The sequence below is a fragment of the Rasiella rasia genome (genome assembly GCF_011044175.1).
In the GTDB taxonomy this organism is placed as follows: Bacteria; Bacteroidota; Bacteroidia; order Flavobacteriales; family Flavobacteriaceae; genus Marinirhabdus; species Marinirhabdus rasia.
The window spans coordinates 50,519-71,019 of the sequence record NZ_CP049057.1 but is presented as its reverse complement, the minus strand read 5'-3'; the positions used below and the strand labels follow the sequence as shown (position 1 = coordinate 71,019).

The window sequence follows — 20,501 nt, the reverse complement described above, 5'->3', positions numbered from 1 at the left end:
TATGAGCAAGTACAATATAACTACAAAACGTCTAGGACTTCGTAATTGGCTGCCCAGCGATGAAGCTCCATTCATTGAAATGTGTCAAGACCCGGCGGTTATGGAACACTTTCCATCTACACTCACCCCTACCGAGACTTTAGATCTTATACATAAATTAAAAAATCATTATAACGAATTTGGTTATACTTATTTTGCCGTAGAGGTATTAGACACTAAAGAGTTTATAGGCTTTACAGGCTTAAAAAATCAATTTTGGGAAAGTGAATACACACCTTGTATAGATATTGGGTATCGGCTTAAAAAATCTGCTTGGGGAAAAGGATATGCTACGGAAGCAGCACAGGCATGCCTACAAAATGCAAGTTTAAAATTCGGTATTGAAGAGGTCTTGAGCTTTACAACAGATACTAATACTGCTTCAGAACTAGTGATGAAAAAAATTGGAATGCACTACGTAGGCACCGTGCAACATCCTGCCATTGTTGGAGATAAGAGATTTAAGCATTGTGTGGTGTATAGCACACTTAATCGCTAGCTAGTAACTCAATGCCATCTTCTTTAATTAGAATTTGTTTGTCTTTATATAAACTACCTATGGCTTTTTTAAAAGATTTTTTACTGAGACCCAATTCATTTTTAATAGTTTCTGGATCGCTTTTGTCGTGTAAGGGTAAGAAACCACCAGCCGCTTTTAATTCGTCTAAAACATAGTTGGCGTTGGGTTCTATGCTTCGGTACCCAGGATGTTGTAGCACCAAATCTATTTTATTATCGTTTCGAATTTTCTTTACATACGCCTTCATGCGGTCACCAGTACGAATGTCTTCAAAAATATCTGCTTCGTATATAAGTCCGTGATGCTTTCCATTTACAATAGCGTTGGCTCCTTTTTCAGTTAAATGCGTCACCAAAATATCTACTTCCTCAAATTTATCAATGGCTAAGTTTTCGTTAGAAAGGTACTTATTTGTTTTACTAGACCCCACCAAACGTTGTGTTTGCTCATCTAAATATAAATAGACAATGTACCAATTACCCACTTTCATTGGGCGCGCTTGCTCTTTAAAAGGTACAAACAGTTGCTTCTGTACTCCCCAATCCATGAAGGCACCATATTCATTTACATCGGCGCAGTGTAAGTATCCAAATGTATTTAAAGTAAGGTACGGGGTTAAGGTGGTAGCCACTGGCCGCTCATCATAATCTAAGTACACAAAGGCATTTACCTCATCACCAATTTCAAACGTTTCTGGCTTGTATCTGTGTGGCAAAAGCACTTCGTCTTGTTCAGAATTACCTAAATACAGACCGGGTTCTGTTTCTCTTAAAATGTTAAGTACTTGATATTCTCCTAGTTTCAGCATAATGTAGCAAAGGTACAATTTAACAGTAGGTTTTACGTTAAGAGGACTACAAAACAACCTAATTTCCTCGTTAAATATATGGCCAAAACTATTACCTCACATTTCCCCGGTGTACTCGAAGTAAAAGATTTTTATCAAAATGACGCAGCAGACGTGTATCTCTATGAAAAGTTTGCCGTGGTAGAAGTAAAAGAAGGACAAACACTCTCTTATGTCAACGGTTTTACCTTGCTAGTAAAAGGATTGAAAATTAATGGCGCAAAGCCATGGATTTACATTTCAAACCGTGTGAACTCCTATTCTGTAGTGCCTACAGATTACAAATACTTAAACAAGGTACCTACTTTAAAAGGATTGGCAATTGTAAGTGCCGAAAAGTCTGAATTAAACAATGCCCACTTAGAAAAAGCTTTTTTTAAGAAGCCATTTAAAATTGTAGATTCTTTAGACAGCGCGTTGGCCTGGGGTACTGAAATCTTAGCAGAGTCTAAGCAATAAATTTAAAATACGATAGTAAGATTTTATCATTTACTTCGGAAGGAGTAAATACCTCTAAAATTTTAGGCTGGTCTGAATTTGCAAAAAAGTTATTTAGCTTACTACTAAGCTCTTCTTCTGTTGCAGCTCTACTGTACTCAAATTTGTACAATTTACTCAACTCTTTTGCGGTTAGCGAATGATTTGTTTCGAAAAAGGTGCTAAAATGAGCTTCGTTCTTTTCTCCTGGTAAAATTCTGAAAATTCCTCCCCCACTATTGTTCACGATAATAATTCTGAAGCTAGGTGGAATGTAGTTATTCCAAAGCGCATTACTATCGTAGAAAAAGCTTAAATCGCCTGTTACAAGAAGCGTTGGTTGCTGATTTACCACTGCCGCGCCTATTGCTGTACTAGTGCTGCCATCAATACCACTCGTGCCTCGGTTACAGAAAACATCTATAGACTGAGCTATATTGAAGAGCTGAGCGTACCGAATCGTAGCACTGTTAGCCAATTGCAATTGAAAATTGGCTGGGATGTTTTTGAAGATTTTAGCAAACACCTTAAAGTCTGAAAAAGGAATCTTTTCTTCGTAAACAGCATGTTGTGCTAACCTATGTTTTCGAACCGATAGCCAATGGGCTTGATAATCACTCGCCACTGATGTTGCTTTACTTTCCAATAGCTTTAAGAATCCGTTAGGCGTGTTTCGGTGGTGATATGTTAATGCAAAATAGGTGTCATATGCTTTTTTAGGGTCTATATGCCAATGTATGTTTGGTTGAAATTTTCTAAGAAAAGCCTTTATTCTTTTACTCACTATCATCCCGCCAAAGGTTAGTAAGACTTCTGGTTGCAACGCCTTCAATTCAGTTTCAGTAAGTGATGAAATTAACTGATCTATCGCCGGAACAAAGTGGTGATTATGCAAATTACTTGTTGTTTCAGTAAACACTAAAACACTAGGATCTTTGGCCAAAAATTCGATATATTTTTCTTCAATACTATTTGGGGCTAGTACACCAACCAACACCATTTTTTTTGAAGATGTATTCCACGATTTCAAAAAAGTATCTAAGGTATTTTCTTCTAAATTTTCAGCAATAAAAGCACGAGCAGATACATGTTGTGGCCTTATGGATAAATCGTTTATAGTTTCATATAAAGGTTCAGAAAATGGAACATTAATATGTACGGGGCCTTTTAATTCTATCGCTGTATTTAAAGCTATATTAATTTCGGTCTCATTATAAACTTGATGGGCTTCCCCCTCTTTACAGTTGGCAGCATATAATACGTGGTCTCCGTACACGTTTTCTTGCTGAATAGTTTGTCCATCTCCAATTTCAACCAATTCGGGCGGGCGGTCTGCAGAAAGAATAACCAATGGAATATCACTATAAAAAGCTTCAGCGACGGCAGGAAAATAGTTTAAAAGTGCAGAACCAGATGTACATACAAGCGCAACGGGTTGTTGCAGCTGTTGCGCCATACCTAAAGCAAAAAATGCTGCACAACGTTCATCTACAATACTGAAATTTTTAAAATCTGGATATTCTGTAAAACCAATGGTAAGGGGCGCATTTCTCGAGCCTGGAGAGATTACAATTTTGTTAATCCCTTTGGCAAGGCACAATTGGGTGACCGTTTGAGAAAGGAGCTTGTTGCTAAACTTCATTACTACAAAGGTACAAACCGAGAATTGATTTTTAAAGAAGCGGCTGTAATACTTTAGCTATGGTTTGAAGCTTGTTGTGTGTTTCGTCCCACTCTGCCTCAGGATTAGAATCTATTGTAATACCACCACCCGCATAGAGTGTTGCCTCACTATCATTAATGGCCATACAACGTAGGTTTACAAACAGTTTTGAATGTCGCTGCATTTCGCCCACTGGGCCTAAAAATCCGGCGTAAAAAGAGCGGTTATAATTTTCGTGTTGGGTTATAAATTGCATAGCTACGCTTCGGGGCGTTCCGCAAATTGCAGGTGTTGGATGCAATGCTTTTGCCAGCTGCATTAATGTTGCTTTATTAGTATTTAGAACACCGCTAATATCGGTTTTTAAATGTGCTAGGTTCCCAGCAATATGAGTTTTCGTTTTTGAAACTTTTAAAACAGCTGTCTTATTTTCTAAACAATCTATAATAGCATCTGTCACCCATTGTTGTTCCAATTTCTCTTTTACACTCCATTGAATCATCATTTTGTCATCAATTCGCTGCGTTCCGGCCAGCGCCATTGTACTAAAATTACGCTGATTGGTTTGTAGTAGCAATTCGGGGGTTGCGCCACACCAAATTCCGGTATCAGGGTGATACCAAACATACCTAAACGCGTCTTCATATTGGGAGAAAAGAGAAGTGCATAACGTTGTTAGGTTAAAGTTTTGAACGGCCAGTTTCTTTTCGCGTGAAACAACAATCTTATGAACGTGTTCAGAATTAATTTTTTTTATTGCATTGGCAACCATGTTCATATACCGCTCTTTTTCGGTAGTATTTTCTGAAAAGGAAACTGAATCTATAGGATGTTGCTCAATTTCATTCGTGGTCACTTCGTGCACATCACAATTTTTGTACAAAATTTGAAACACGACATCATTTAAATTGAAAGGTGCCAATACAAAACTTTCCTCGTCAAAATTCTCTGCCAGGTAGCTAGCATTTTCTTTCTGAAATGCGCCTTTCAAACTAGGTTCGTCTGGAAGCGAAAACAGAACAAACGGAATTTTCTTTTTATAATGGTCTGCAGCCTTTTCAAAAAGTTGAGAGTATTCCATGGGGGAGATTGTTTAACAATGATGGTGTTTATAGTGTGATAGTTTTTTACTAGGTGTTTAAATTACGTTTGGTTGCGCAGGGCCAGCGTTGTTAGTTTTACCAAAGAAACTAATTGGTCGTCTTCATTTACAATTCTAATTTGCCATAATTGGGTTGTGCGTCCCTGATGCACAACCTTAGCGTGAGCGTAAACAAAACCCTCTCTCACTCCCTTTACATGATTGGCGGCAATTTCTATTCCCCTAATCGCAACATCTTTTGTATTTAAAAAGAGCATCGCAGCAGCACTTCCAACACTTTCTGCTAAGGCCACAGATGCCCCACCATGTAATACGCCATCGGGCTGATGTACACGAGAATTAACGGGCATTTTGGCAACAACAGTATCCTGTGAGATATCAACAAACTCTATGGCGAGTGTTTCCATCAATGTGTTTTTACACATTTTATTAAGTACTAAAAGTGTTTCTTCTCTAGTTTGCTTCATTTCAATTAAATTACCTTTGTAAAAATACAAAACAAGGTGCAAAATGGCTTTAGAAAAAACTGCAAAATATAGTTCCACAAATACATACACAACCTGTAATAAAATGCAAGCTACAACAAAAAATGTGTGGTTGGTGTTTCATGGGATGGGTTATTTAAGTAAGTATTTTGCGCGCTATTTTACGCATTTAGATCCGGCCGAAAATTTTATTATTATTCCTCAAGCTCCGTCTAAATATTATATAGGTCCTTCTTTTAAACATGTTGGTGCCTCATGGCTTACCAGAGAAAACACTGTACAGGAAACAGAAAATGTTCTAAACTATGTAGATGCTGTTTGGAAAGCTGAAAAACCATCTAAAATGCCTCAATTTATTGTGCTAGGGTATTCACAAGGTGTATCTATAGCAATGCGATGGTTAGCAAAACGTAGTATTTCTTGTGACGCCCTACTATTGCATAGTGGGGGAATTCCAAAAGAATTGAACGCTTCACATTTTAAACATCTCCCCAATCATTGTAAGGTAACCTACCTATATGGAGATAAAGATGAATATATTACAGAAGCAAAGAAAACAGAACAAACGTTGAAGAGTGACGCCATTTTTGGAACAAAACTTTCCGTAGAAGTTTTTAAAGGAATTCATGAGGTCAATACAGCATTCATCAAAGAATTTGCAGAAAAATAGCAACTAGGTGTGCATTTCGTCGATTTTATTTGCATTTGAGCAAATAATGCTTTTTATTTACTAATAATTGTAAGAAAAATCGCAACCACCCAATGAAAAAGCTCCTACTTACCCCCGTATTATTGCTCTTTTGTATAGTGCTCACAGCACAAGTGAGTCAAAAAGAGAAACAAGCACTTATCGATTTTTATATTGCCACAAATGGCGAAAAATGGAATCAATCATGGGACTTAAATACTGATGTTTCAGAATGGCAAGGTGTTACTGTAAAAGACAATCATGTAACTGGCATTAGCCTTTTGTTTAATAATATTACTGGTGAGCTTCCAAGCTCTTTAGGTGATTTATCGAAATTACGAACCTTAGAATTGTCTTTCAACAACATCGAGGGCGCTCTTCCAGCAAGTATTGGAATGTTATCTAACTTAGAAGTATTGGCTTTTAATGGTAATTCTTTATCGGGTGAGCTTCCAGCTACTTTGGGTAACTTAACAAAGTTGAAGCAACTACATCTTAGTAGTAATACATTCTCTGGTGTGGTACCAAGTTCATTAAACGCATTAACCAACTTAGAAATTTTTAATGTGTTTGACAACGATCTTAAAGGTGACTTGCCTGTGCAATTGGCAAACAACCGTAACTTAAAAGAATTAATGATAGCCGAAAACGGCTTTACAAATACAGAGATGTTTTCTATCGTGTTACTTTCTAATTCTGGTATGGTAGATTTAGAAAAGAACTTTATTGTTCCACCGGCAAAGAGTGTTATTGCTATTGAAACAAGTGACGATGATAATTAGAATGCGATTAAAATTGGTTTAATCAAAAAATGGGCTTCTTCTTAAAGGAAGCCTTTTTTTATGTCGTACGTTTTCCGAAGAAAAAAATCATAACCCCACCCGTTATAAACATAAGTATGCTATACACCGCTGGTGCAATCGCTAAGGCAGAATTTTGTAATAACACCACTGCAATTGTAATAGCTAAGGTTCCATTCTGAATTCCAGATTCTATAGCGATAGAAATTGCAGCTTCTTTTCTAAGTCGGAGTAATTTTGCAGAATAATATCCTATAGCCATGGTTATTACATTTAACAATAAGGTAGCAGCTCCTGCCTGATTAAGATAATCGGTAACATTTGCGCGCTCTTTCACTACCAACCCTACAATAATTAATGCTAGTACAATTCCAGAAGCTATTCGTACTGGACGACCCATACGCTCTGCAAAGCTGGTTTTAAAACGTCGAATCATCATTCCAATACCAATGGGTATCACAACTATAACAAATATTTGCGCAATCATTGCGAATATATTAAGCTCAATTTCTTGGCTAGTACCTAAAAAATATTCAAGTGAGAATAACACTATAAAAGGAATGGTGATAATAGTTATTAAGCTACTTATTGCCGTTAAACTAACCGATAATGCCAAGTCACCTTTTGCCATAAACGAAATTAGGTTAGAAGTTGGCCCCCCAGGGCAAGCCGCAAGAATCATAATACCTACAGCAATTTCGGGTGTAGAAGTAATCGTAACGGCTATTAGTAAACCAATAAGCGGTAACAATAGTAACTGATTAAAGAGTCCGAGAAAAATGGCTTTTGGATACAGTACGATTCGTTTAAAATCTTCGGTACGTAATGACAGCCCCATACCTAACATAATTACAAATAAAGCTCCGCCTAAAATAATAGTTGATAAATTATCCATATCCATTTATTTAAACTTAAAGATATACTAAAATTTCCGAAGCGAAATCAGAACAACGGCAACCCTTACTTTCATTGTAAAGTTGTACCTTGTAACTTCTAAATAATTGCAATCATGAAGTTTACTTTTACCTTAATAGCTCTTGTGATCACTGCCAGTTCATTTGCTCAGTTCACTTTTCAAAATCCTATAAACAATACCCAAAATGTTTCTAATAGACAGGCGGTAGTACCTATTGTAGCCGATATTTCATATCAAGGTTACGATGAGACCCAAGCTTATTTTGGTGAAGGTGAATATGAGATTTTTCTAGATAATGTTAATGGCGTTTTAGACAAGCCTATCATTATTTTAGACGGTTTCGACCCTGGTGATGCCAGAGATATTAACGGACTGTATAACAGTTTCTCGTTTGGCGGACAAAATTTGGCTGATATTGTTAGAGATGAAGGGTTTGATATTGTAATACTTAATGCACCACAATATACCACAGGAGGCAAAACTATAGATGGTGGTGCAGACTACATACAACGTAATGCCATGGTATTGGTAGCATTAATCGAAGAAATTAACGCACAAAAAGTAGGTAGTGAACAACTAGTAGTACTAGGGCCTAGTATGGGCGGACTTATAGCACGCTATGGTTTATCGTATATGGAGCAAAACAGTTTAGTGCACGATACACGATTGTATATTTCTTTTGACTCGCCTCATAAAGGTGCCAACATACCCATTAGCTTACAATACCTTATAAATTATTTAGCAGAAGAGTTTAGCGACGCGCAGGCGCAGGCAATTGTAGATACTGTACTAAACTCCCCTGCAGCTAAAGAAATGCTGTACGATCATTTATTAGGGCATTTATTGGCAGGTTCGCCTACACAACAAGACCCTACGAAGCTTTTGCCTGCTGGCGCACCAGATTTTAGAGATGCCTTTCAAGCAGAATTAGACGCTTTAGGGTTTCCGCAAGATGTTAGAAATGTAGCTATGATTAACGGAACTGACAATGGTACAACCGTAGGCATGCCAGGAATGCAAGTTGTAGAAACAACCCTCGATATTACTACAGGTGTTACGGCCGACTTAACATTACATTTTACGCCTGAAGCCAATCAAACTATAAACGTAACTACGTTCTCCACCTTTATTGTTGGTATTCCAACAGGTACTTTTGAAGCCGATGCCCAGTCAGGCACTGTTGCGGGTGTTGATGCTGCACCAGGTGGGTTATCACTTATTTCTAACGCGCTTGGCGGTGGCGGTGGCAATCCTGTAATTCAAGATTTTGTTGATGCATTAGACCAAGATGAGTTTTCTTTTATTCCAACTATAAGTGCATTAGCGCTAGAGAGTGAAGACAATTGGTATGCTACGCCAGACCTAAACGACTCCCCTTTTGTAGCTACACATATACCTTCAACCAACGAACGCCATGTACAGCCTACTACTCAAAATATACTTTTTGCATTGAGCGAAATTAGACAAGTACCTTTAGGTGTAAACGATGTTTCAATAAAAAGCCGTTTTCAGCTTAAGCAGAATCCTGTGACGAAAACAGCTATAGACGTTTTAGTGAACACACCCGCCACTAACGGTACCTTATCTGTGGTAATTTACAATCAGTTAGGGCAGGCATTACTACAACAGACTTCGGAAATTTCCTCGAATGAAATTTCGATAGCCCATACCCTATCGGCTGGATTCTATTTTATTACGCTTAGCGATGCTAATGGATCTCAAACACTGAAGTTTTTAGTCAAATAAGTACTGTATTGATGAACATTATATTTAAGCGCGTACCGACCCATCAGGTAGACTTTATTAATTTGGTTAAACAATTAGATACTACTTTGGCAGAAACCGATGGAGACGAGCACGAGTTTTACCATCAGTTTAATGGTTTAGATACGCTTAAACATAGACTGGTAGGTTACCATGAGGAGATACCAGTTGCCATAGGTGCAATTAAAGAACTAACACCAACCTGTGTAGAAGTAAAACGTATGTTTACTGTACCTGAATATCGAGGCCAAGGAATAGGTTCTCGGCTGCTTACCGAGTTAGAATTGTGGGCAAAAGAGTTAGATTATGAGAAATCTGCCTTAGAGACTGGAAAAAGACAGCCCGACGCCATTGCATTGTACGAAAAGAATGGCTATGCTCGAATTCAAAACTATGGGCAATATAAAGGCCAAGAGAACAGTGTTTGTTTCGAAAAGTTGCTCTAGTTATTTTGAAGTACGCACTAACTAAATTTCACGGTCTGTAAATAGGATGTCAAGCGTTTTTTTTATAAAATAATTCCATCCTTCTACCCCACTTTCTCGTTCAAATTCTGGAATGTTTTCAGGATAAGGTTCTAGTACTTCTGAAGTTAATTTTAACGTTGTTTTATTGTTTTCTTCGGAAAGTTCCCAATGGGTTACACTTTTTCCTTTGTACCCGTCGAAAGTCCATTGGTACGAAATTTTTTGCTTCGGAATTACTTCAGTTACCTTCCAGATATGCGGATAAACTCTATCTTCAACCGAAACCGTAAAACGGGTTTCAAAGCCTACTTTAGGTTTAAAACTACTCAGTACTTCAAAATACCATTGCTTCATTTCATCAATAGAAGTAATTGCCTTCCAGACGGTTTCCGCAGAAACAGGAAAGGTTTGTGTGACGATGATTGGTGGGTAGGTTGTTTTCATATTTCAGCTACTAAATAATTATATATTGATATAAAACGCACTTTATTCATTTCTTACCCTGGGTCTTCGCTTCTATACGCTAGCTTTATTATCAGGCCATCGTCATTATAATGAAGTTTTAGTTAATCAGACGCTCCTGCACCAAGTACATAAACAATGTTGTTCTCTTCATTCTCGTACTTCGGAATCTCAAATCTATCCCAATTTTTAATTTTTTCCTTTAAGTAAAAATCTAAGTCAAAGTTTTTAGGTTCCTTTTTATCACAAGCCGTTAGTTTCTTTAAAGATATGATAATTAATGAGTTTTGAAATTTAATTAATGTAGTATATCGATTTTGGTAATGAGCTGTTGGGTGATTTAAATAACTAGTATAACATATACAAACTGAATAGAGAAGCTGCTAGTAATTTGGTAAGTAGACTAGAACTAGGGATTAATTATACAAGGAAATATATTGTCTATTTAATTTAAAATAGCAGATAGAAGATATTCCTTCACTATTTTTTCTGGCTGTCTAGTTTTCCCGTTTCTATAATTCCCTGATGTTATAACAATTACAGCGTTTAAATCTGGAATAATGAAAATATATTGTCCTCCAGCACCTCTGGCTTCAACAGATTCTAATCTCTTTCCATTAATGGTATAGGTGTTGTGCCACCAAAAGTAGCCGTATTCATTTTTATCACTTACATCTTCTAAAAAAGTATGCTTCTTAAATGAATCGTTAACCCATTTTTTAGAAATAATACGTTTATCATTCCATAAGCCTTTGTTTAGATATAATTGACCAAACTTGAGCATATCTCTAGGGGTTAAATACAAACCACCTCCAAAATAAGGTATAACGTTGGTGTCATCTGTATTCAATATGTAATTTGTAATTCCTAGAGGCATAAAAAACTCTTTATGCATATAGATTGCTAATGGCATATCTAAACGTTTACTTAAGTATACTCCTGAAAGAAAAGGATCGGCAGATTTATAAGTAGTATGTGAATTTGGTTCGTGTTTTAAGGGAGCTTCTAACACTGTTTTCAACCAATTATCAGATTCTTGATATTGGCCTTCAGAAACATTTATTCCTGAACTCATTGTAAGTAAATCTTTAACACGTATTCTAGATTTTTGATAATCCTTGGTGTATTGATATTCTTGTGGTAGATACTTATAAATTTCCTGCTCAACGTTCTCTATAATACCATCATCTATCGCTATACCAATAATGGCTGAGGAGATGCTTTTTGAGGCAGAACGCATATCATGAGGGATTCTCGCATTAAAACCAGCATAATATTTTTCATAAATGATTTCACTGTTTTTAGCAATAAGCACACTCTCAATTCCTTCCAAAATATCGCGGTGTATAGCATGCTCCAATTTTGGTAATGATAGTAGTTGCTTTGATAATTTCCAACCATCGTCAAATTCATAATTTTCATCTACAACGGATGAAACAAATTTGTGCTGCTTTATATTTTTTTTAAATGATGTTTGAGCAATAAAAATATCTCCTATACTGATGTTTAATATTATTTCAGAGCGATTTAGGACACCTTCGAATTCAAGTCCTGTTTTATAATCTGTAAATGAAATCGAGTCGTTTTTTTTCTTAAAATCAGCACACCAGAAACTTCCAAGAATTGGATAGGCCTTATATTCGTCATCTTCTCCACCACCTTCTCTTATAGTTAATTTTAAAGATTGAGGCTGTAGATAATGAATAATTGATAAGTTCCATTTTCCTTCGAATTTGTTTCCTACTTTATAGAGTACAGTTGGGTACAAATCCTTATTTAGCCTAATAAAACCAATTATTTCTGATTGATTCTTATTGACCATTCCATTAAAACCAAAATTATCATCTAAGGTAATAGTAACATTGTTTTCAAATTTGAAGGATTTTGTTAGAACGTTTTTGTGATTTGAAAGTGTAAAAATAGCATTTTCGTTAGGTAACTTTTCAATAGTTATGTCCAGATAAAGGGCATCATCAATTTTTGGCTTTCCCGTCCATTCTCCTATATAATCCGCCATGCTTTGTTGAGCAGAGGTATTAAATAGCGACAGAAACATGGTAAGACTAATTATAAATCTCTTAGTCATGATTTTTCGTTTCTTTATAAGGCAAAAGTACCTCGAAAAAAAGATGCAAAATTGTATAAAATTAACATTGCTCTTTTTTAAATCAATAGTTTAACCTGAAATAGGCTTGCGCACAACTGTTTTGTGTATGATATGATGGGGTTTGAGTGATTGTTTCAGAAGTGCCAACATGTTGCGTCAGCGAAAGTGGGAAGCCAACATGCGAAGCAGCCGTGTGCAGTGGCCCTGCTTATCGGTTTTTTCCGATGGACTAATTTACGATTTAATGTAGGAAATACGATTCACTTAACCATTAGACCACCACATTATACGCGTTGTTATGTTTTCATTATTTATTTAATTCAATTTCGATTATAGCCAGTATGTCCCTAATTCTATTGCGCAATGCCTCAGATTGCAAATTTGCTGACTTATTTATTGTTATAGCATTCCCTAAAACACCTTCTAAATATTTATTGGTTAATATTTCATTTAGGTTTGCTCCTAATTTTGATTTTCCTATTTTAATTTTAAATGAACTTGGATTTTGGTCTAATAACCAAGGATGGTCTTGTTCGTTCATAAAACTATTTGACAAATCCCTACCGATACCTAATTCTAAACTGGCCAAATCAAATTGGTTGTATACTATTTTAGTCCAAAGATCCTCAACCTCTTTAACTGCAACTACATCTGATGACCAATTGGACAGCAAGCGACTTAATTTTACATTTCTAATCAATCTTAAATTCTCAGAACTGTTTAAATCATTCTTTATAGGGTCAAACGTTGGATCGTTTCCGATAATTGCAATTTTTTTTATAACGCTATCTCTATTTGCCTTCTGCGGGTAATCAAATGCTTCTAATAATGAAACTGCCGAAATTACAATCTTTTCTCTTGTCGTCATTTTTTCTTCAAGTTGAATTAGATTAGCCTGATAATCTTCTCGAAGTTGATTTAGTAAAATAGTTTCTTTTGTTCTGTCTTTTCTTTGCTCATTCCAGTTATTAATCTGTAGCGCAATCAAAATTCCAATAACCACAAGTACAATTTCTCCAATAGCATATTTAATGTACTTTCCAGTTTTATTTTTTCCTAGAAGGTCGTAGCGTATTTTCCGAAAGAATTTTATCATAAGTCGATAGTTTCTCTAAAGATATGATTTTTAATTAATTGGGGTAATCAAATAATGAAGCCCAACGGTCTTGGCTACGAGCTATTGGGTGATTTAAACAACTAGTTTAGCATATACAAACTGAATAGAAAATCTGCTAGTAATTTGGTAAGTAGACTAGAAATAGGGATTAATTATATATGTTGTTAGCCACTAGCTCTTTCTTCATATTCTGGACAATCCAATCGGATTTCCTTATTCAATAATTCTTTTTGAAGTAGGTTGCAATAATCAACTTCTCGATTTCTTTCATAAAACTTACAAGCAAAACAAGTTCTTTGAACACTCAAAATTCCATTGCGGTTTAGCTTATATATTAGTTGACTTAACGTTGCAAACAAACTCTCTAATTCAGATTGCGAAAATGCATTGACTTCCTTTTTTAACGGACTTGAGAAGTCGTTCGTTTGTGAGACTATTTCATTACCTAATTTAGATAGGGATATTGAATAACTTCGACTGTCAGATGATGAATAGTCCTTTATGATAAGCCCTTTCTTGTCCAAAATTCTAACAGCATCACTTACAGTCGGTTTTGTTATATTAAACTCTCTAGCAAGGTGACTAACGTTACATAAATCTGTTTTATGGAATGCTATGAAAATAAGTATCTGAATTTGAATTGGACTTAATCCAACCATTTTAGCTTGCTCCCATAATAAGATTTTAAATACTTCTGAAACACGTTCCAATCCTACAACGATTTTACTCGAAATATCGTTTTCTTGCTGTTTTGGATTAAATGTACTTTCTTTCATAAAAAAGCCTGTCGAGAATTATTCGACAGGCAAAGTTAGCAATCCTAATTAAATTAATTACAATTTTCCATTTCTATAATTGCGTATCCTTTTTGTTGAATTGATAAGATAATATCTTGGGTTGCTTGTTCAAAATGACATAGGCGACATTCATTAGCTGTTAATTGGTTTGTTGCAAAAGCCTTGGTTTCCAAATAAGACTTACCATGAGCTATTATGGTTGTTTCGTCTGTTATATTTTTTGGAACCAAAATATCAAAATGCATTACCTTTCCATCTTCTCTTTTCACATAGGTGTCCCAAACTGCTATTTTCATGATATTACTTTTTAACTTTATAGGGTAAAGACAAATCTCCACTTGCTACACTAAAAACTTCATAAACGCCCAACATTGGTAAGTTTTCATTACTTGTGTTAACTTTCATAAAAGCTGTAACACCATCATAATTAAATTCTGTTTTGTTGTTCATTCGGTAATCAGGAACTATGACTTTTATGGTTCTATTTTTAGTGGAAACAGGATAACCTGGTGAGTCCATATACATTGGCATTCCTGGATTTGTTGGCGGTAATATAACTGCTTCATCTGCTTTTTTAAATTGTTTTACTGAAAGACCTCCCCCTACTCGTTTATCTTCGTGAAGAATAACCCAATGAGGATGCCAAATAACGCCATCGTTATCATAAACGTTATCGTTATTCTCGTCCCACAAAGGTGTATCATCAAAGTCGGGATGAGATGTTAGAGCAAGTGCTACAATACCAGCTGTTTGATTGAAACCTACGTCGGTTGATTTTAAACTGGTTGGAAACACATATCCCAAAACTGGTGCGCCATTGAGTTGACCAACTTTTGTAGGCGTTGTGTTGCCCGCCTTGCCATTCACACGTATTTCCCAAATTGTAATGCCTAAATCGGCTTGGTGCGTTACGCTAACTTCATTTATTAAAAAGTCGTCATTTCTGTATTCGCTTTCTTGGGTATAGCCGGTTTGAAGTACCGAAAAAACCATGGCTGAAAATAATATTATTGATTTCATACTAAATTGTTTTAAAAAGTTAGGATACCTACAATATATTAGGAATCCTAACTTTATAAGTTAAAAAATTATCCTTTTACGTCTGCAATTGAAGCACCAAAATTGATGTGTAACGCATTGCCATTAGGTGTAACTAACGCTGGAACAGATTTTACTCCTGCTTTTTCTGCTTCTGAAATTCGTGTACGATTTTCGCCAATGTTAACTACTTCAACATTTTCTTTTCCTACTAAATTAATAATGTCGTGTTCTGCACTGACACATACAGGACAACCTGCGTGATAAAAAACTGATTTACTCATTTGATTAAGAATTTATGTTATTGCACAATTGCATTACAAATATAGTAAGGATTCCTAACTATAAAAACTTATTTTCGATCTTTTTATAAATCCAGCCTAGCTAATCAGATTGAAAAGTAGCAGATTTTTAAGTACTAACTTTCCGGTTTATAACTGACCTTTATTTTATTATCTATCTTTCGTTTAAGTACTGAAACTACTATTTTTTATATATGTTGTAACAATCAAGCTTAATGATATCCTTATAGAATAATAAAGAAATTTTCCAATTATGAATTTGCATAAAATTATATTCACAATTATTTTTCTGATTACACCTTGCATGTTTTATGCACAGACTGAATCAATATTCAATGGTGTTAAGTTGAATGAATCACTAGAAAAAACTGTTCAAAAATTAAAAGAAATATCTAAAACAGTAGACACGATATCGGTCGACAATCCAAACTTTCCCTTAGCAAAATTAAAAGAGGAGCACTTAGTCTGCTCTCAAGTAAAGACTAGTAATGGAATAATTGACAAAGTTGTATTTACATTTGCCGACGACACGCTTAAATACATAGAGGTAAGGGGGAATGTACAGAAAGTTTTTGTAAGTAAGCGTATTGATACAGCCAGAGTATATTTGAACTATGATGTCTATGTTGCAGATAGGTTATTTTTAGATAAAAACAAGGATGCCGCTTGGATATTGACAAAAGAAGCAATGCATACTAATCTATATGCTTGGGAAAATCCGTATATAGATTTAAGCTATAAAGACGAAACCGAGCCTAATTCCTCAGATCAAATTCCGGCATTTCTTAAAATGGGAGCCACTATTGACGAATTAAAACCAATATTAGAAGCCCGTAGTAATTTTACTAATACAGAAAAAACTAGATGGATCAGATCCCAATGCTCAAATTCAGATAAACTGTTTTGGTGTAGATTATTTGGGGTTTCCAAGAAAAATTGAAGCTCGTTTTGGAGATAATAAGCTTAATGTAGTATGGATTTTGACGGGAAAAGGAGAAGAAGATAGAATTAGAAGAGCCTTGATGAATCAGTATGGAAACCCAATTTTTAGTAACGATGATTGGGAGATTTTTAATAATTGGCAAGTTGGTTTAAGAAAAGATAAACCTGAAGTATTACTAATGGAAAAAAGGATAGGATTAGCATATAAAACGAGTTACTTTAAACAGTGATTTATGCTTAACTGCTTCAAATAATTTCATCCTGATTAGTCAGTTAGTCGTAATGAAGGTTAACGAGTTTGTAAATGAAAAGTAGCAGATTTATATGTGCTAATTTTCGATTTAAAACAAAGATAGCAGAAAAGAACCAAACTTTTAATTTAGCTCTATATTGCTATTTTATATACGTTGTTGGAGGTAGTTTTTTTACTATAAAATATTTAGATAATAGATTATGTTTTTGTTCATTAAATTCAACTTCGGGTTCAGTTTTCTCAATTTTTTTAACTATTTTAAATGCTGTTTGTTGAATTAAATATTCAAAGTCTTCGGCTCGATATTCTTTAAAGCCATATTTAGTAAAGTTGAGTGTTTGTCCTTCGATAAAAGGTCTAAACGAAACGATTAATATGCCATTTGGTCTTAGTACTCTATAAATTTCCTCTAATGCCTTTACTGGATTTTTCCAAAAGTAGATGGTGTTAATTGTGCATATTTTATCAAGTGTTTCATCCCAAACAGGTATTTTCTCAACATCTGCATCAAATAAATCCACATATTCTGTTTCTATTAGAGAGCTATTATTTTTTTTTGCTTCAATTATCATAGTCTCAGAAATATCAATTCCAGTGAAGGATATTCTTGAACCATAGTTCAGAATATCCTTTATAAATTTACCATTTCCCAATCCAATTTCTAAAACAGATTCATTGTCTTTTATTTTCAGCAATTCATAAGTTGTTTTACTTATGAATTCATTCATAGTATTCATGCCCAATGCAACATCAACTCCAAATTTCCCTGATGGATTAGCTAACTGTTTTGCAATTTTCTCAAAATTCATTTAGCAATTTATTCTGGTGTTTCAGAAAAGGTTAAAATAAATCCGTTTATGTCCATTATAGCAAATTCATTGGTACCATAAAAAGTTCTATTTATAGGTTTTATGATCTTAATTTCTTTGCTTAGCTTATTGTAATAACTATCAATATCATTTATTCTAATGTAAAAAGTCAAAGCACCTCCAACTTTTAAAGGCTCCATTTCTTTATACTCGGTTTTTAATGATTTTTCCTTTTGGAACATCATTCCCACATTATCTAGCATAACATAACCCCATTCAAATTGACCTGATTCAGGATTTGTATCTATTAATTTAAAACCTAGACGCTCTATGTAATAATCTAAAGTTGCGTTTACATCTTTAACCATTATGTTTGGTGTAAGGGATTCTAATTTTGCCATATTGTTGTTTTTAGTTTGTGAATGAATAAGATAAGAGGAACCAAGAAACATAAGTATTAAAAAGTGTTTTCTCATCTTGTTTGTTATCTCACAAAAGTAAAAACAACCAATGTGTTATACTTTGTAAAAAAACGACAGTATTAAATTTCTGATGGATTTAAACCCGACATTTTGTTAATCTCTTTAGTGAGATGAGAATGGTCAAAATATCCCATATCAAAAGCAATATTTAGTAAACTAGTGTCAGGGTTTGTAGTAATATGTTCCATTGTTTTGTTAAATCGGGTTATGGCATGATATTCCTTCATGGTAACTCCAACTATTGCTTTAAAACGTCTTTCTAACTGCCTTAAACTAATAAAATGCTCTTGAGCAATTTTGGCTAGGTCAATATCTTGAAAATTAGTTTCAATGGACTTACAAACAGAAAGTTCTATCTTACTTTTATTTGTATTAGACCATTTGACCCGTTCGGTTATAAAGTTGTTGATTATATTAATTTTAGTAGTGTTGTTTTTGCATTGAACAAGCTTTTCTATTATTGAATAGTCTAACTGAGGGAGGATATCTGAAGCACTTATTGTTTGATTCTTTAATTCTGAAATAGGAATATTAATTAGCGCACTAAATTGTCCAGCTTTAAAACGAATTCCAATGGTTTGAGAATTTTTTTTAGAGGTTACTTTATTAAATTTTGTCATCATTCCTGAAACTCTAATTTTATTCTTTGAATAGTCGCAAGTTTCTTTATTTAGCTCAAAAATTAGATCGATATAACCATCAGGAAGGATTCTGGATTCAATTTGTCGTGAGAAATTTGTAGCTAACCAAATTGAATCAACAATAGAATTTAATTGAGGTAATGGTGAATATTCATTATAGTTTATACCCATAGTTTAATGTTGATTTCTGAATTAGCATCTATATTAAATTTCTTTCTAACTTCAGCTTTGACCGGTAAAACGTAAGTTTCTGATTTAGAGTCAAACCAAATCGCTGAACTCCATTTATAGTTATCAATTAAAGCTGTAACTTTCATTCTTCCCCAACCTTCTTCTTGCTTGCCAAAATATAGTTTTATTTCTTTGGACATATCTTGAGGTAAAGTAACAAAATACCATCCACCAGGAGTTGTGTGTTGCCATACTTTTGCAGAAAATTCATACATGATTGTACATTTGTTTATAAAATAATCTAAATACTAGAAAACTTAATTTCAACCTTGTTTTCAAGGTAAGTTAAAATGATTTACTTTTCAATTATTGTTTACTAAAATAGATTACAATAGTTCAACAAATGCTACCAGCTACAATTATTTTTTCTGTAGTTTTATTCTCTTACAGGTATCATATTAGAAGTGTCTACAGGGAAACTATCATATTTATTGTATAGTTTTAAATATTTTTCGGGGTTAATAGGCACTTCATTTAAGGTTTCATATAAGCCCTTAAAAAAACCTTCTCGTTTTTGAGATGGATTAAAAATTAAGGTCAGTTTTACAGTTTTATCCGTGTCATTTTTAAATCCGTGAGGTGTAAATCTTGGAACATAGGCAACAGTTCCTGGTTTGGCTTTGTACTCTTCTTTGCCAACTTGCATGGTTAACTCTCCTTGGTTTACAATAAACGTTTCGTCCATAAATCTATGGTAATGCAATTTTGCACCAATTGCCATTGGCGGAAGCGTAATTTCATAAACACCTAATTGGTCATTAGACATTTCACTAGTTACTTTAAATGTTATTGCAATGGTACTTAACTCTAATTTTTCTCCTTCATTGGGCTGTATAATAGAAGCTTTATTTTCAAGCTTGTCATTAAAGTAATCTGGTTTCATGGATTAAATATTTTGTAAGTTCATTAAAATCTTTTCCTGTTGTATTTTATTATTCTTTTCTAGAAGCTCCGGATAAGCTGTTCCTTCAAGAGAAAATATGGCTTTAAGTTCTAAATTGATAAAACCGAAAATTGTTTTAAGATATGGTTCTTGAAAATCTAAAGAAGCCATTGCTGTACCTTTATACGTTTCGCCTTTAGTTGTAATTACATATGCTTTAGTGTTTTTGAGTAAACCTTGATAACTACCATCTTTATTTACTCTAAATGTATGATCAGATCTAACGATGTGATCTAAGTACGATTTTAAAGTGGATGGGATATTTAAATTATACAAAGGACTACTAATGAGTACGTAGTCTGCAGATTTTAGTTCTAAAATAAGTTTGTCAGATAACCTTGTAGCTTGTTTGTTAATCTTGTTCTGCTCTTTAAGAGGAATATGGAATGCTTCTACCGTTTCATTTTTCAAGTGAGGTATTTCAGTTTTTGTTAAGTCTTTATAAATCACTTTTCCTGTAGGATGGGCTTTTAACCAATTCTTTTCAAAATAATCAGCTAAGTGTCTGGAGTGCGAACCTTCTTTTCTTAAGCTGGCATCTATTCGTAATAATTTTTTCATCTATTGCGTATTTATGTTCAATAGTATGACAAAACCAAAAGACAAAAC

General features: G+C 34.5%; 26 protein-coding genes. 8 read left to right on the top strand and 18 right to left on the bottom strand.

Translation table 11 applies throughout. The features are described from left to right. Position 1 precedes the first annotated feature (1 nt). Positions 2 to 538: a GNAT family N-acetyltransferase gene (locus tag G5B37_RS00360; RefSeq protein ID WP_164678070.1), complete on the top strand. Its 537-nt coding sequence runs from the start codon at positions 2 to 4 to the stop codon at positions 536 to 538. Here the strand turns inward: G5B37_RS00360 and G5B37_RS00355 are convergent. Next, a complete protein-coding gene (locus G5B37_RS00355; protein WP_164678069.1) occupies positions 528 to 1,367 on the bottom strand; it encodes a CvfB family protein in 840 nt (279 codons plus the stop codon). The genes G5B37_RS00360 and G5B37_RS00355 overlap by 11 nt on opposite strands. 78 nt (positions 1,368 to 1,445) lie before the next feature. Between G5B37_RS00355 and G5B37_RS00350 the strand changes: the two genes are divergently transcribed. Then, complete coding sequence (locus G5B37_RS00350; RefSeq protein ID WP_164678068.1) at positions 1,446 to 1,865, top strand: hypothetical protein; 420 nt, start codon at positions 1,446 to 1,448, stop codon at positions 1,863 to 1,865. Here the strand turns inward: G5B37_RS00350 and menD are convergent. The 3 genes from menD to G5B37_RS00335 all read right to left on the bottom strand — a co-directional run bounded on the left by menD (position 1,855) and on the right by G5B37_RS00335 (position 5,115). Continuing rightward, positions 1,855 to 3,525 (bottom strand): 2-succinyl-5-enolpyruvyl-6-hydroxy-3-cyclohexene-1-carboxylic-acid synthase, encoded by a 1,671-nt coding sequence (gene menD / locus G5B37_RS00345; RefSeq protein WP_164678067.1) that lies wholly within the window; start codon positions 3,523 to 3,525, stop codon positions 1,855 to 1,857. The two genes, G5B37_RS00350 and menD, sit on opposite strands and share 11 nt — an antisense overlap. Positions 3,526 to 3,556: 31 nt before the next feature. Beyond that, positions 3,557 to 4,627, bottom strand: coding sequence for an isochorismate synthase (locus G5B37_RS00340; protein ID WP_164678066.1), 1,071 nt, complete (start codon positions 4,625 to 4,627; stop codon positions 3,557 to 3,559). 62 nt (positions 4,628 to 4,689) lie between these two features. After that, the gene (locus tag G5B37_RS00335) at positions 4,690 to 5,115 is read right to left on the bottom strand and encodes a PaaI family thioesterase (protein WP_164678065.1); all 426 of its coding nucleotides are present in this window, start codon (positions 5,113 to 5,115) and stop codon (positions 4,690 to 4,692) included. Positions 5,116 to 5,158: 43 nt separating this feature from the next. Between G5B37_RS00335 and G5B37_RS00330 the strand changes: the two genes are divergently transcribed. Both G5B37_RS00330 and G5B37_RS00325 read left to right on the top strand, forming a co-directional pair. Next, a complete protein-coding gene (locus tag G5B37_RS00330; RefSeq protein ID WP_164678064.1) occupies positions 5,159 to 5,803 on the top strand; it encodes an alpha/beta hydrolase in 645 nt (214 codons plus the stop codon). A gap of 92 nt (positions 5,804 to 5,895) precedes the next feature. After that, positions 5,896 to 6,603, top strand: a complete 708-nt coding sequence (locus tag G5B37_RS00325) for a leucine-rich repeat domain-containing protein (protein ID WP_164678063.1) — start codon at positions 5,896 to 5,898, stop codon at positions 6,601 to 6,603. A 58-nt stretch (positions 6,604 to 6,661) separates the two neighbouring features. Here the strand turns inward: G5B37_RS00325 and G5B37_RS00320 are convergent, their stop codons facing one another. After that, positions 6,662 to 7,516: a bile acid:sodium symporter family protein gene (locus G5B37_RS00320; protein ID WP_263649818.1), complete on the bottom strand. Its 855-nt coding sequence runs from the start codon at positions 7,514 to 7,516 to the stop codon at positions 6,662 to 6,664. Positions 7,517 to 7,630: 114 nt separating this feature from the next. Between G5B37_RS00320 and G5B37_RS00315 the strand changes: the two genes are divergently transcribed. Together G5B37_RS00315 and G5B37_RS00310 are read left to right on the top strand one after the other, a co-directional pair. Then, entirely contained in the window at positions 7,631 to 9,283 is a 1,653-nt protein-coding gene (locus tag G5B37_RS00315) for a T9SS type A sorting domain-containing protein (protein ID WP_164678061.1), read from the top strand. Positions 9,284 to 9,294: 11 nt separating this feature from the next. After that, on the top strand, positions 9,295 to 9,747 hold the full coding sequence (locus tag G5B37_RS00310) for a GNAT family N-acetyltransferase (RefSeq protein WP_175017397.1): 453 nt from the start codon (positions 9,295 to 9,297) through the stop codon (positions 9,745 to 9,747). Positions 9,748 to 9,768: 21 nt separating this feature from the next. On the opposite strand, the gene G5B37_RS00305 is transcribed toward G5B37_RS00310, so the two are convergent. The 7 genes from G5B37_RS00305 to G5B37_RS00275 form a co-directional block, all read right to left on the bottom strand. Beyond that, positions 9,769 to 10,212 (bottom strand): SRPBCC family protein, encoded by a 444-nt coding sequence (locus tag G5B37_RS00305; protein ID WP_164678060.1) that lies wholly within the window; start codon positions 10,210 to 10,212, stop codon positions 9,769 to 9,771. A gap of 463 nt (positions 10,213 to 10,675) precedes the next feature. Further along, positions 10,676 to 12,316 (bottom strand): serine hydrolase domain-containing protein, encoded by a 1,641-nt coding sequence (locus G5B37_RS00300; RefSeq protein WP_164678059.1) that lies wholly within the window; start codon positions 12,314 to 12,316, stop codon positions 10,676 to 10,678. Between the two features lie 328 nt (positions 12,317 to 12,644). Continuing rightward, a complete protein-coding gene (locus tag G5B37_RS00295) occupies positions 12,645 to 13,433 on the bottom strand; it encodes a DUF6090 family protein (protein ID WP_164678058.1) in 789 nt (262 codons plus the stop codon). A 185-nt stretch (positions 13,434 to 13,618) separates the two neighbouring features. Continuing rightward, positions 13,619 to 14,230, bottom strand: coding sequence for a MarR family transcriptional regulator (locus G5B37_RS00290; protein ID WP_164678057.1), 612 nt, complete (start codon positions 14,228 to 14,230; stop codon positions 13,619 to 13,621). 53 nt (positions 14,231 to 14,283) lie between these two features. Next, positions 14,284 to 14,547 (bottom strand): DUF2024 family protein, encoded by a 264-nt coding sequence (locus G5B37_RS00285; protein WP_164678056.1) that lies wholly within the window; start codon positions 14,545 to 14,547, stop codon positions 14,284 to 14,286. 4 nt (positions 14,548 to 14,551) lie between these two features. After that, on the bottom strand, positions 14,552 to 15,271 hold the full coding sequence (locus G5B37_RS00280) for a hypothetical protein (protein WP_164678055.1): 720 nt from the start codon (positions 15,269 to 15,271) through the stop codon (positions 14,552 to 14,554). 68 nt (positions 15,272 to 15,339) lie between these two features. Beyond that, complete coding sequence (locus G5B37_RS00275; RefSeq protein WP_164678054.1) at positions 15,340 to 15,573, bottom strand: thioredoxin family protein; 234 nt, start codon at positions 15,571 to 15,573, stop codon at positions 15,340 to 15,342. Between the two features lie 364 nt (positions 15,574 to 15,937). Between G5B37_RS00275 and G5B37_RS00270 the strand changes: the two genes are divergently transcribed. Both G5B37_RS00270 and G5B37_RS00265 read left to right on the top strand, forming a co-directional pair. Beyond that, a complete protein-coding gene (locus G5B37_RS00270) occupies positions 15,938 to 16,531 on the top strand; it encodes a hypothetical protein (protein WP_164678053.1) in 594 nt (197 codons plus the stop codon). Continuing rightward, positions 16,509 to 16,763: a hypothetical protein gene (locus tag G5B37_RS00265; RefSeq protein WP_164678052.1), complete on the top strand. Its 255-nt coding sequence runs from the start codon at positions 16,509 to 16,511 to the stop codon at positions 16,761 to 16,763. The genes G5B37_RS00270 and G5B37_RS00265 overlap by 23 nt, the downstream gene beginning before the upstream one ends. A gap of 163 nt (positions 16,764 to 16,926) precedes the next feature. Here G5B37_RS00265 and G5B37_RS00260 read toward each other — a convergent pair whose 3' ends face one another. The 6 genes from G5B37_RS00260 to G5B37_RS00235 form a co-directional block, all read right to left on the bottom strand. Further along, positions 16,927 to 17,595: a class I SAM-dependent methyltransferase gene (locus G5B37_RS00260; RefSeq protein ID WP_164678051.1), complete on the bottom strand. Its 669-nt coding sequence runs from the start codon at positions 17,593 to 17,595 to the stop codon at positions 16,927 to 16,929. 8 nt (positions 17,596 to 17,603) lie between these two features. Then, positions 17,604 to 17,996: a VOC family protein gene (locus G5B37_RS00255; protein ID WP_164678050.1), complete on the bottom strand. Its 393-nt coding sequence runs from the start codon at positions 17,994 to 17,996 to the stop codon at positions 17,604 to 17,606. Positions 17,997 to 18,136: 140 nt separating this feature from the next. Beyond that, positions 18,137 to 18,889, bottom strand: a complete 753-nt coding sequence (locus G5B37_RS00250) for a helix-turn-helix domain-containing protein (RefSeq protein ID WP_164678049.1) — start codon at positions 18,887 to 18,889, stop codon at positions 18,137 to 18,139. Continuing rightward, positions 18,880 to 19,164, bottom strand: a complete 285-nt coding sequence (locus tag G5B37_RS00245; RefSeq protein ID WP_175017396.1) for a DUF1905 domain-containing protein — start codon at positions 19,162 to 19,164, stop codon at positions 18,880 to 18,882. The genes G5B37_RS00250 and G5B37_RS00245 overlap by 10 nt, the downstream gene beginning before the upstream one ends. 161 nt (positions 19,165 to 19,325) lie before the next feature. After that, positions 19,326 to 19,832 carry a cupin domain-containing protein gene (locus G5B37_RS00240; RefSeq protein WP_164678048.1) on the bottom strand — a complete coding sequence of 169 codons (507 nt, stop codon included), beginning with the start codon at positions 19,830 to 19,832 and terminating at the stop codon, positions 19,326 to 19,328. Between the two features lie 3 nt (positions 19,833 to 19,835). Further along, positions 19,836 to 20,453: an FMN-dependent NADH-azoreductase gene (locus G5B37_RS00235; RefSeq protein ID WP_164678047.1), complete on the bottom strand. Its 618-nt coding sequence runs from the start codon at positions 20,451 to 20,453 to the stop codon at positions 19,836 to 19,838. Positions 20,454 to 20,501: the final 48 nt, after the last annotated feature.

What these genes read in the sequence shown, in the direction of transcription:
- G5B37_RS00300 (WP_164678059.1), bottom strand. Translation starts at nt 12,316, where the DNA reads ATGACTAAGAGATTTATAATTAGTCTTACCATGTTTCTGTCGCTATTT.
- G5B37_RS00330 (WP_164678064.1), top strand. Translation starts at nt 5,159, where the DNA reads ATGGCTTTAGAAAAAACTGCAAAATATAGTTCCACAAATACATACACA.
- G5B37_RS00275 (WP_164678054.1), bottom strand. Translation starts at nt 15,573, where the DNA reads ATGAGTAAATCAGTTTTTTATCACGCAGGTTGTCCTGTATGTGTCAGT.
- G5B37_RS00335 (WP_164678065.1), bottom strand. Translation starts at nt 5,115, where the DNA reads ATGAAGCAAACTAGAGAAGAAACACTTTTAGTACTTAATAAAATGTGT.
- G5B37_RS00310 (WP_175017397.1), top strand. Translation starts at nt 9,295, where the DNA reads ATGAACATTATATTTAAGCGCGTACCGACCCATCAGGTAGACTTTATT.
- G5B37_RS00255 (WP_164678050.1), bottom strand. Translation starts at nt 17,996, where the DNA reads ATGGCAAAATTAGAATCCCTTACACCAAACATAATGGTTAAAGATGTA.
- G5B37_RS00295 (WP_164678058.1), bottom strand. Translation starts at nt 13,433, where the DNA reads ATGATAAAATTCTTTCGGAAAATACGCTACGACCTTCTAGGAAAAAAT.
- G5B37_RS00285 (WP_164678056.1), bottom strand. Translation starts at nt 14,547, where the DNA reads ATGAAAATAGCAGTTTGGGACACCTATGTGAAAAGAGAAGATGGAAAG.
- menD (WP_164678067.1), bottom strand. Translation starts at nt 3,525, where the DNA reads ATGAAGTTTAGCAACAAGCTCCTTTCTCAAACGGTCACCCAATTGTGC.
- G5B37_RS00315 (WP_164678061.1), top strand. Translation starts at nt 7,631, where the DNA reads ATGAAGTTTACTTTTACCTTAATAGCTCTTGTGATCACTGCCAGTTCA.
- G5B37_RS00340 (WP_164678066.1), bottom strand. Translation starts at nt 4,627, where the DNA reads ATGGAATACTCTCAACTTTTTGAAAAGGCTGCAGACCATTATAAAAAG.
- G5B37_RS00360 (WP_164678070.1), top strand. Translation starts at nt 2, where the DNA reads ATGAGCAAGTACAATATAACTACAAAACGTCTAGGACTTCGTAATTGG.
- G5B37_RS00280 (WP_164678055.1), bottom strand. Translation starts at nt 15,271, where the DNA reads ATGAAATCAATAATATTATTTTCAGCCATGGTTTTTTCGGTACTTCAA.
- G5B37_RS00235 (WP_164678047.1), bottom strand. Translation starts at nt 20,453, where the DNA reads ATGAAAAAATTATTACGAATAGATGCCAGCTTAAGAAAAGAAGGTTCG.
- G5B37_RS00290 (WP_164678057.1), bottom strand. Translation starts at nt 14,230, where the DNA reads ATGAAAGAAAGTACATTTAATCCAAAACAGCAAGAAAACGATATTTCG.
- G5B37_RS00305 (WP_164678060.1), bottom strand. Translation starts at nt 10,212, where the DNA reads ATGAAAACAACCTACCCACCAATCATCGTCACACAAACCTTTCCTGTT.
- G5B37_RS00325 (WP_164678063.1), top strand. Translation starts at nt 5,896, where the DNA reads ATGAAAAAGCTCCTACTTACCCCCGTATTATTGCTCTTTTGTATAGTG.
- G5B37_RS00350 (WP_164678068.1), top strand. Translation starts at nt 1,446, where the DNA reads ATGGCCAAAACTATTACCTCACATTTCCCCGGTGTACTCGAAGTAAAA.
- G5B37_RS00240 (WP_164678048.1), bottom strand. Translation starts at nt 19,832, where the DNA reads ATGAAACCAGATTACTTTAATGACAAGCTTGAAAATAAAGCTTCTATT.
- G5B37_RS00355 (WP_164678069.1), bottom strand. Translation starts at nt 1,367, where the DNA reads ATGCTGAAACTAGGAGAATATCAAGTACTTAACATTTTAAGAGAAACA.
- G5B37_RS00245 (WP_175017396.1), bottom strand. Translation starts at nt 19,164, where the DNA reads ATGTATGAATTTTCTGCAAAAGTATGGCAACACACAACTCCTGGTGGA.
- G5B37_RS00250 (WP_164678049.1), bottom strand. Translation starts at nt 18,889, where the DNA reads ATGGGTATAAACTATAATGAATATTCACCATTACCTCAATTAAATTCT.
- G5B37_RS00320 (WP_263649818.1), bottom strand. Translation starts at nt 7,516, where the DNA reads ATGGATAATTTATCAACTATTATTTTAGGCGGAGCTTTATTTGTAATT.
- G5B37_RS00260 (WP_164678051.1), bottom strand. Translation starts at nt 17,595, where the DNA reads ATGAATTTTGAGAAAATTGCAAAACAGTTAGCTAATCCATCAGGGAAA.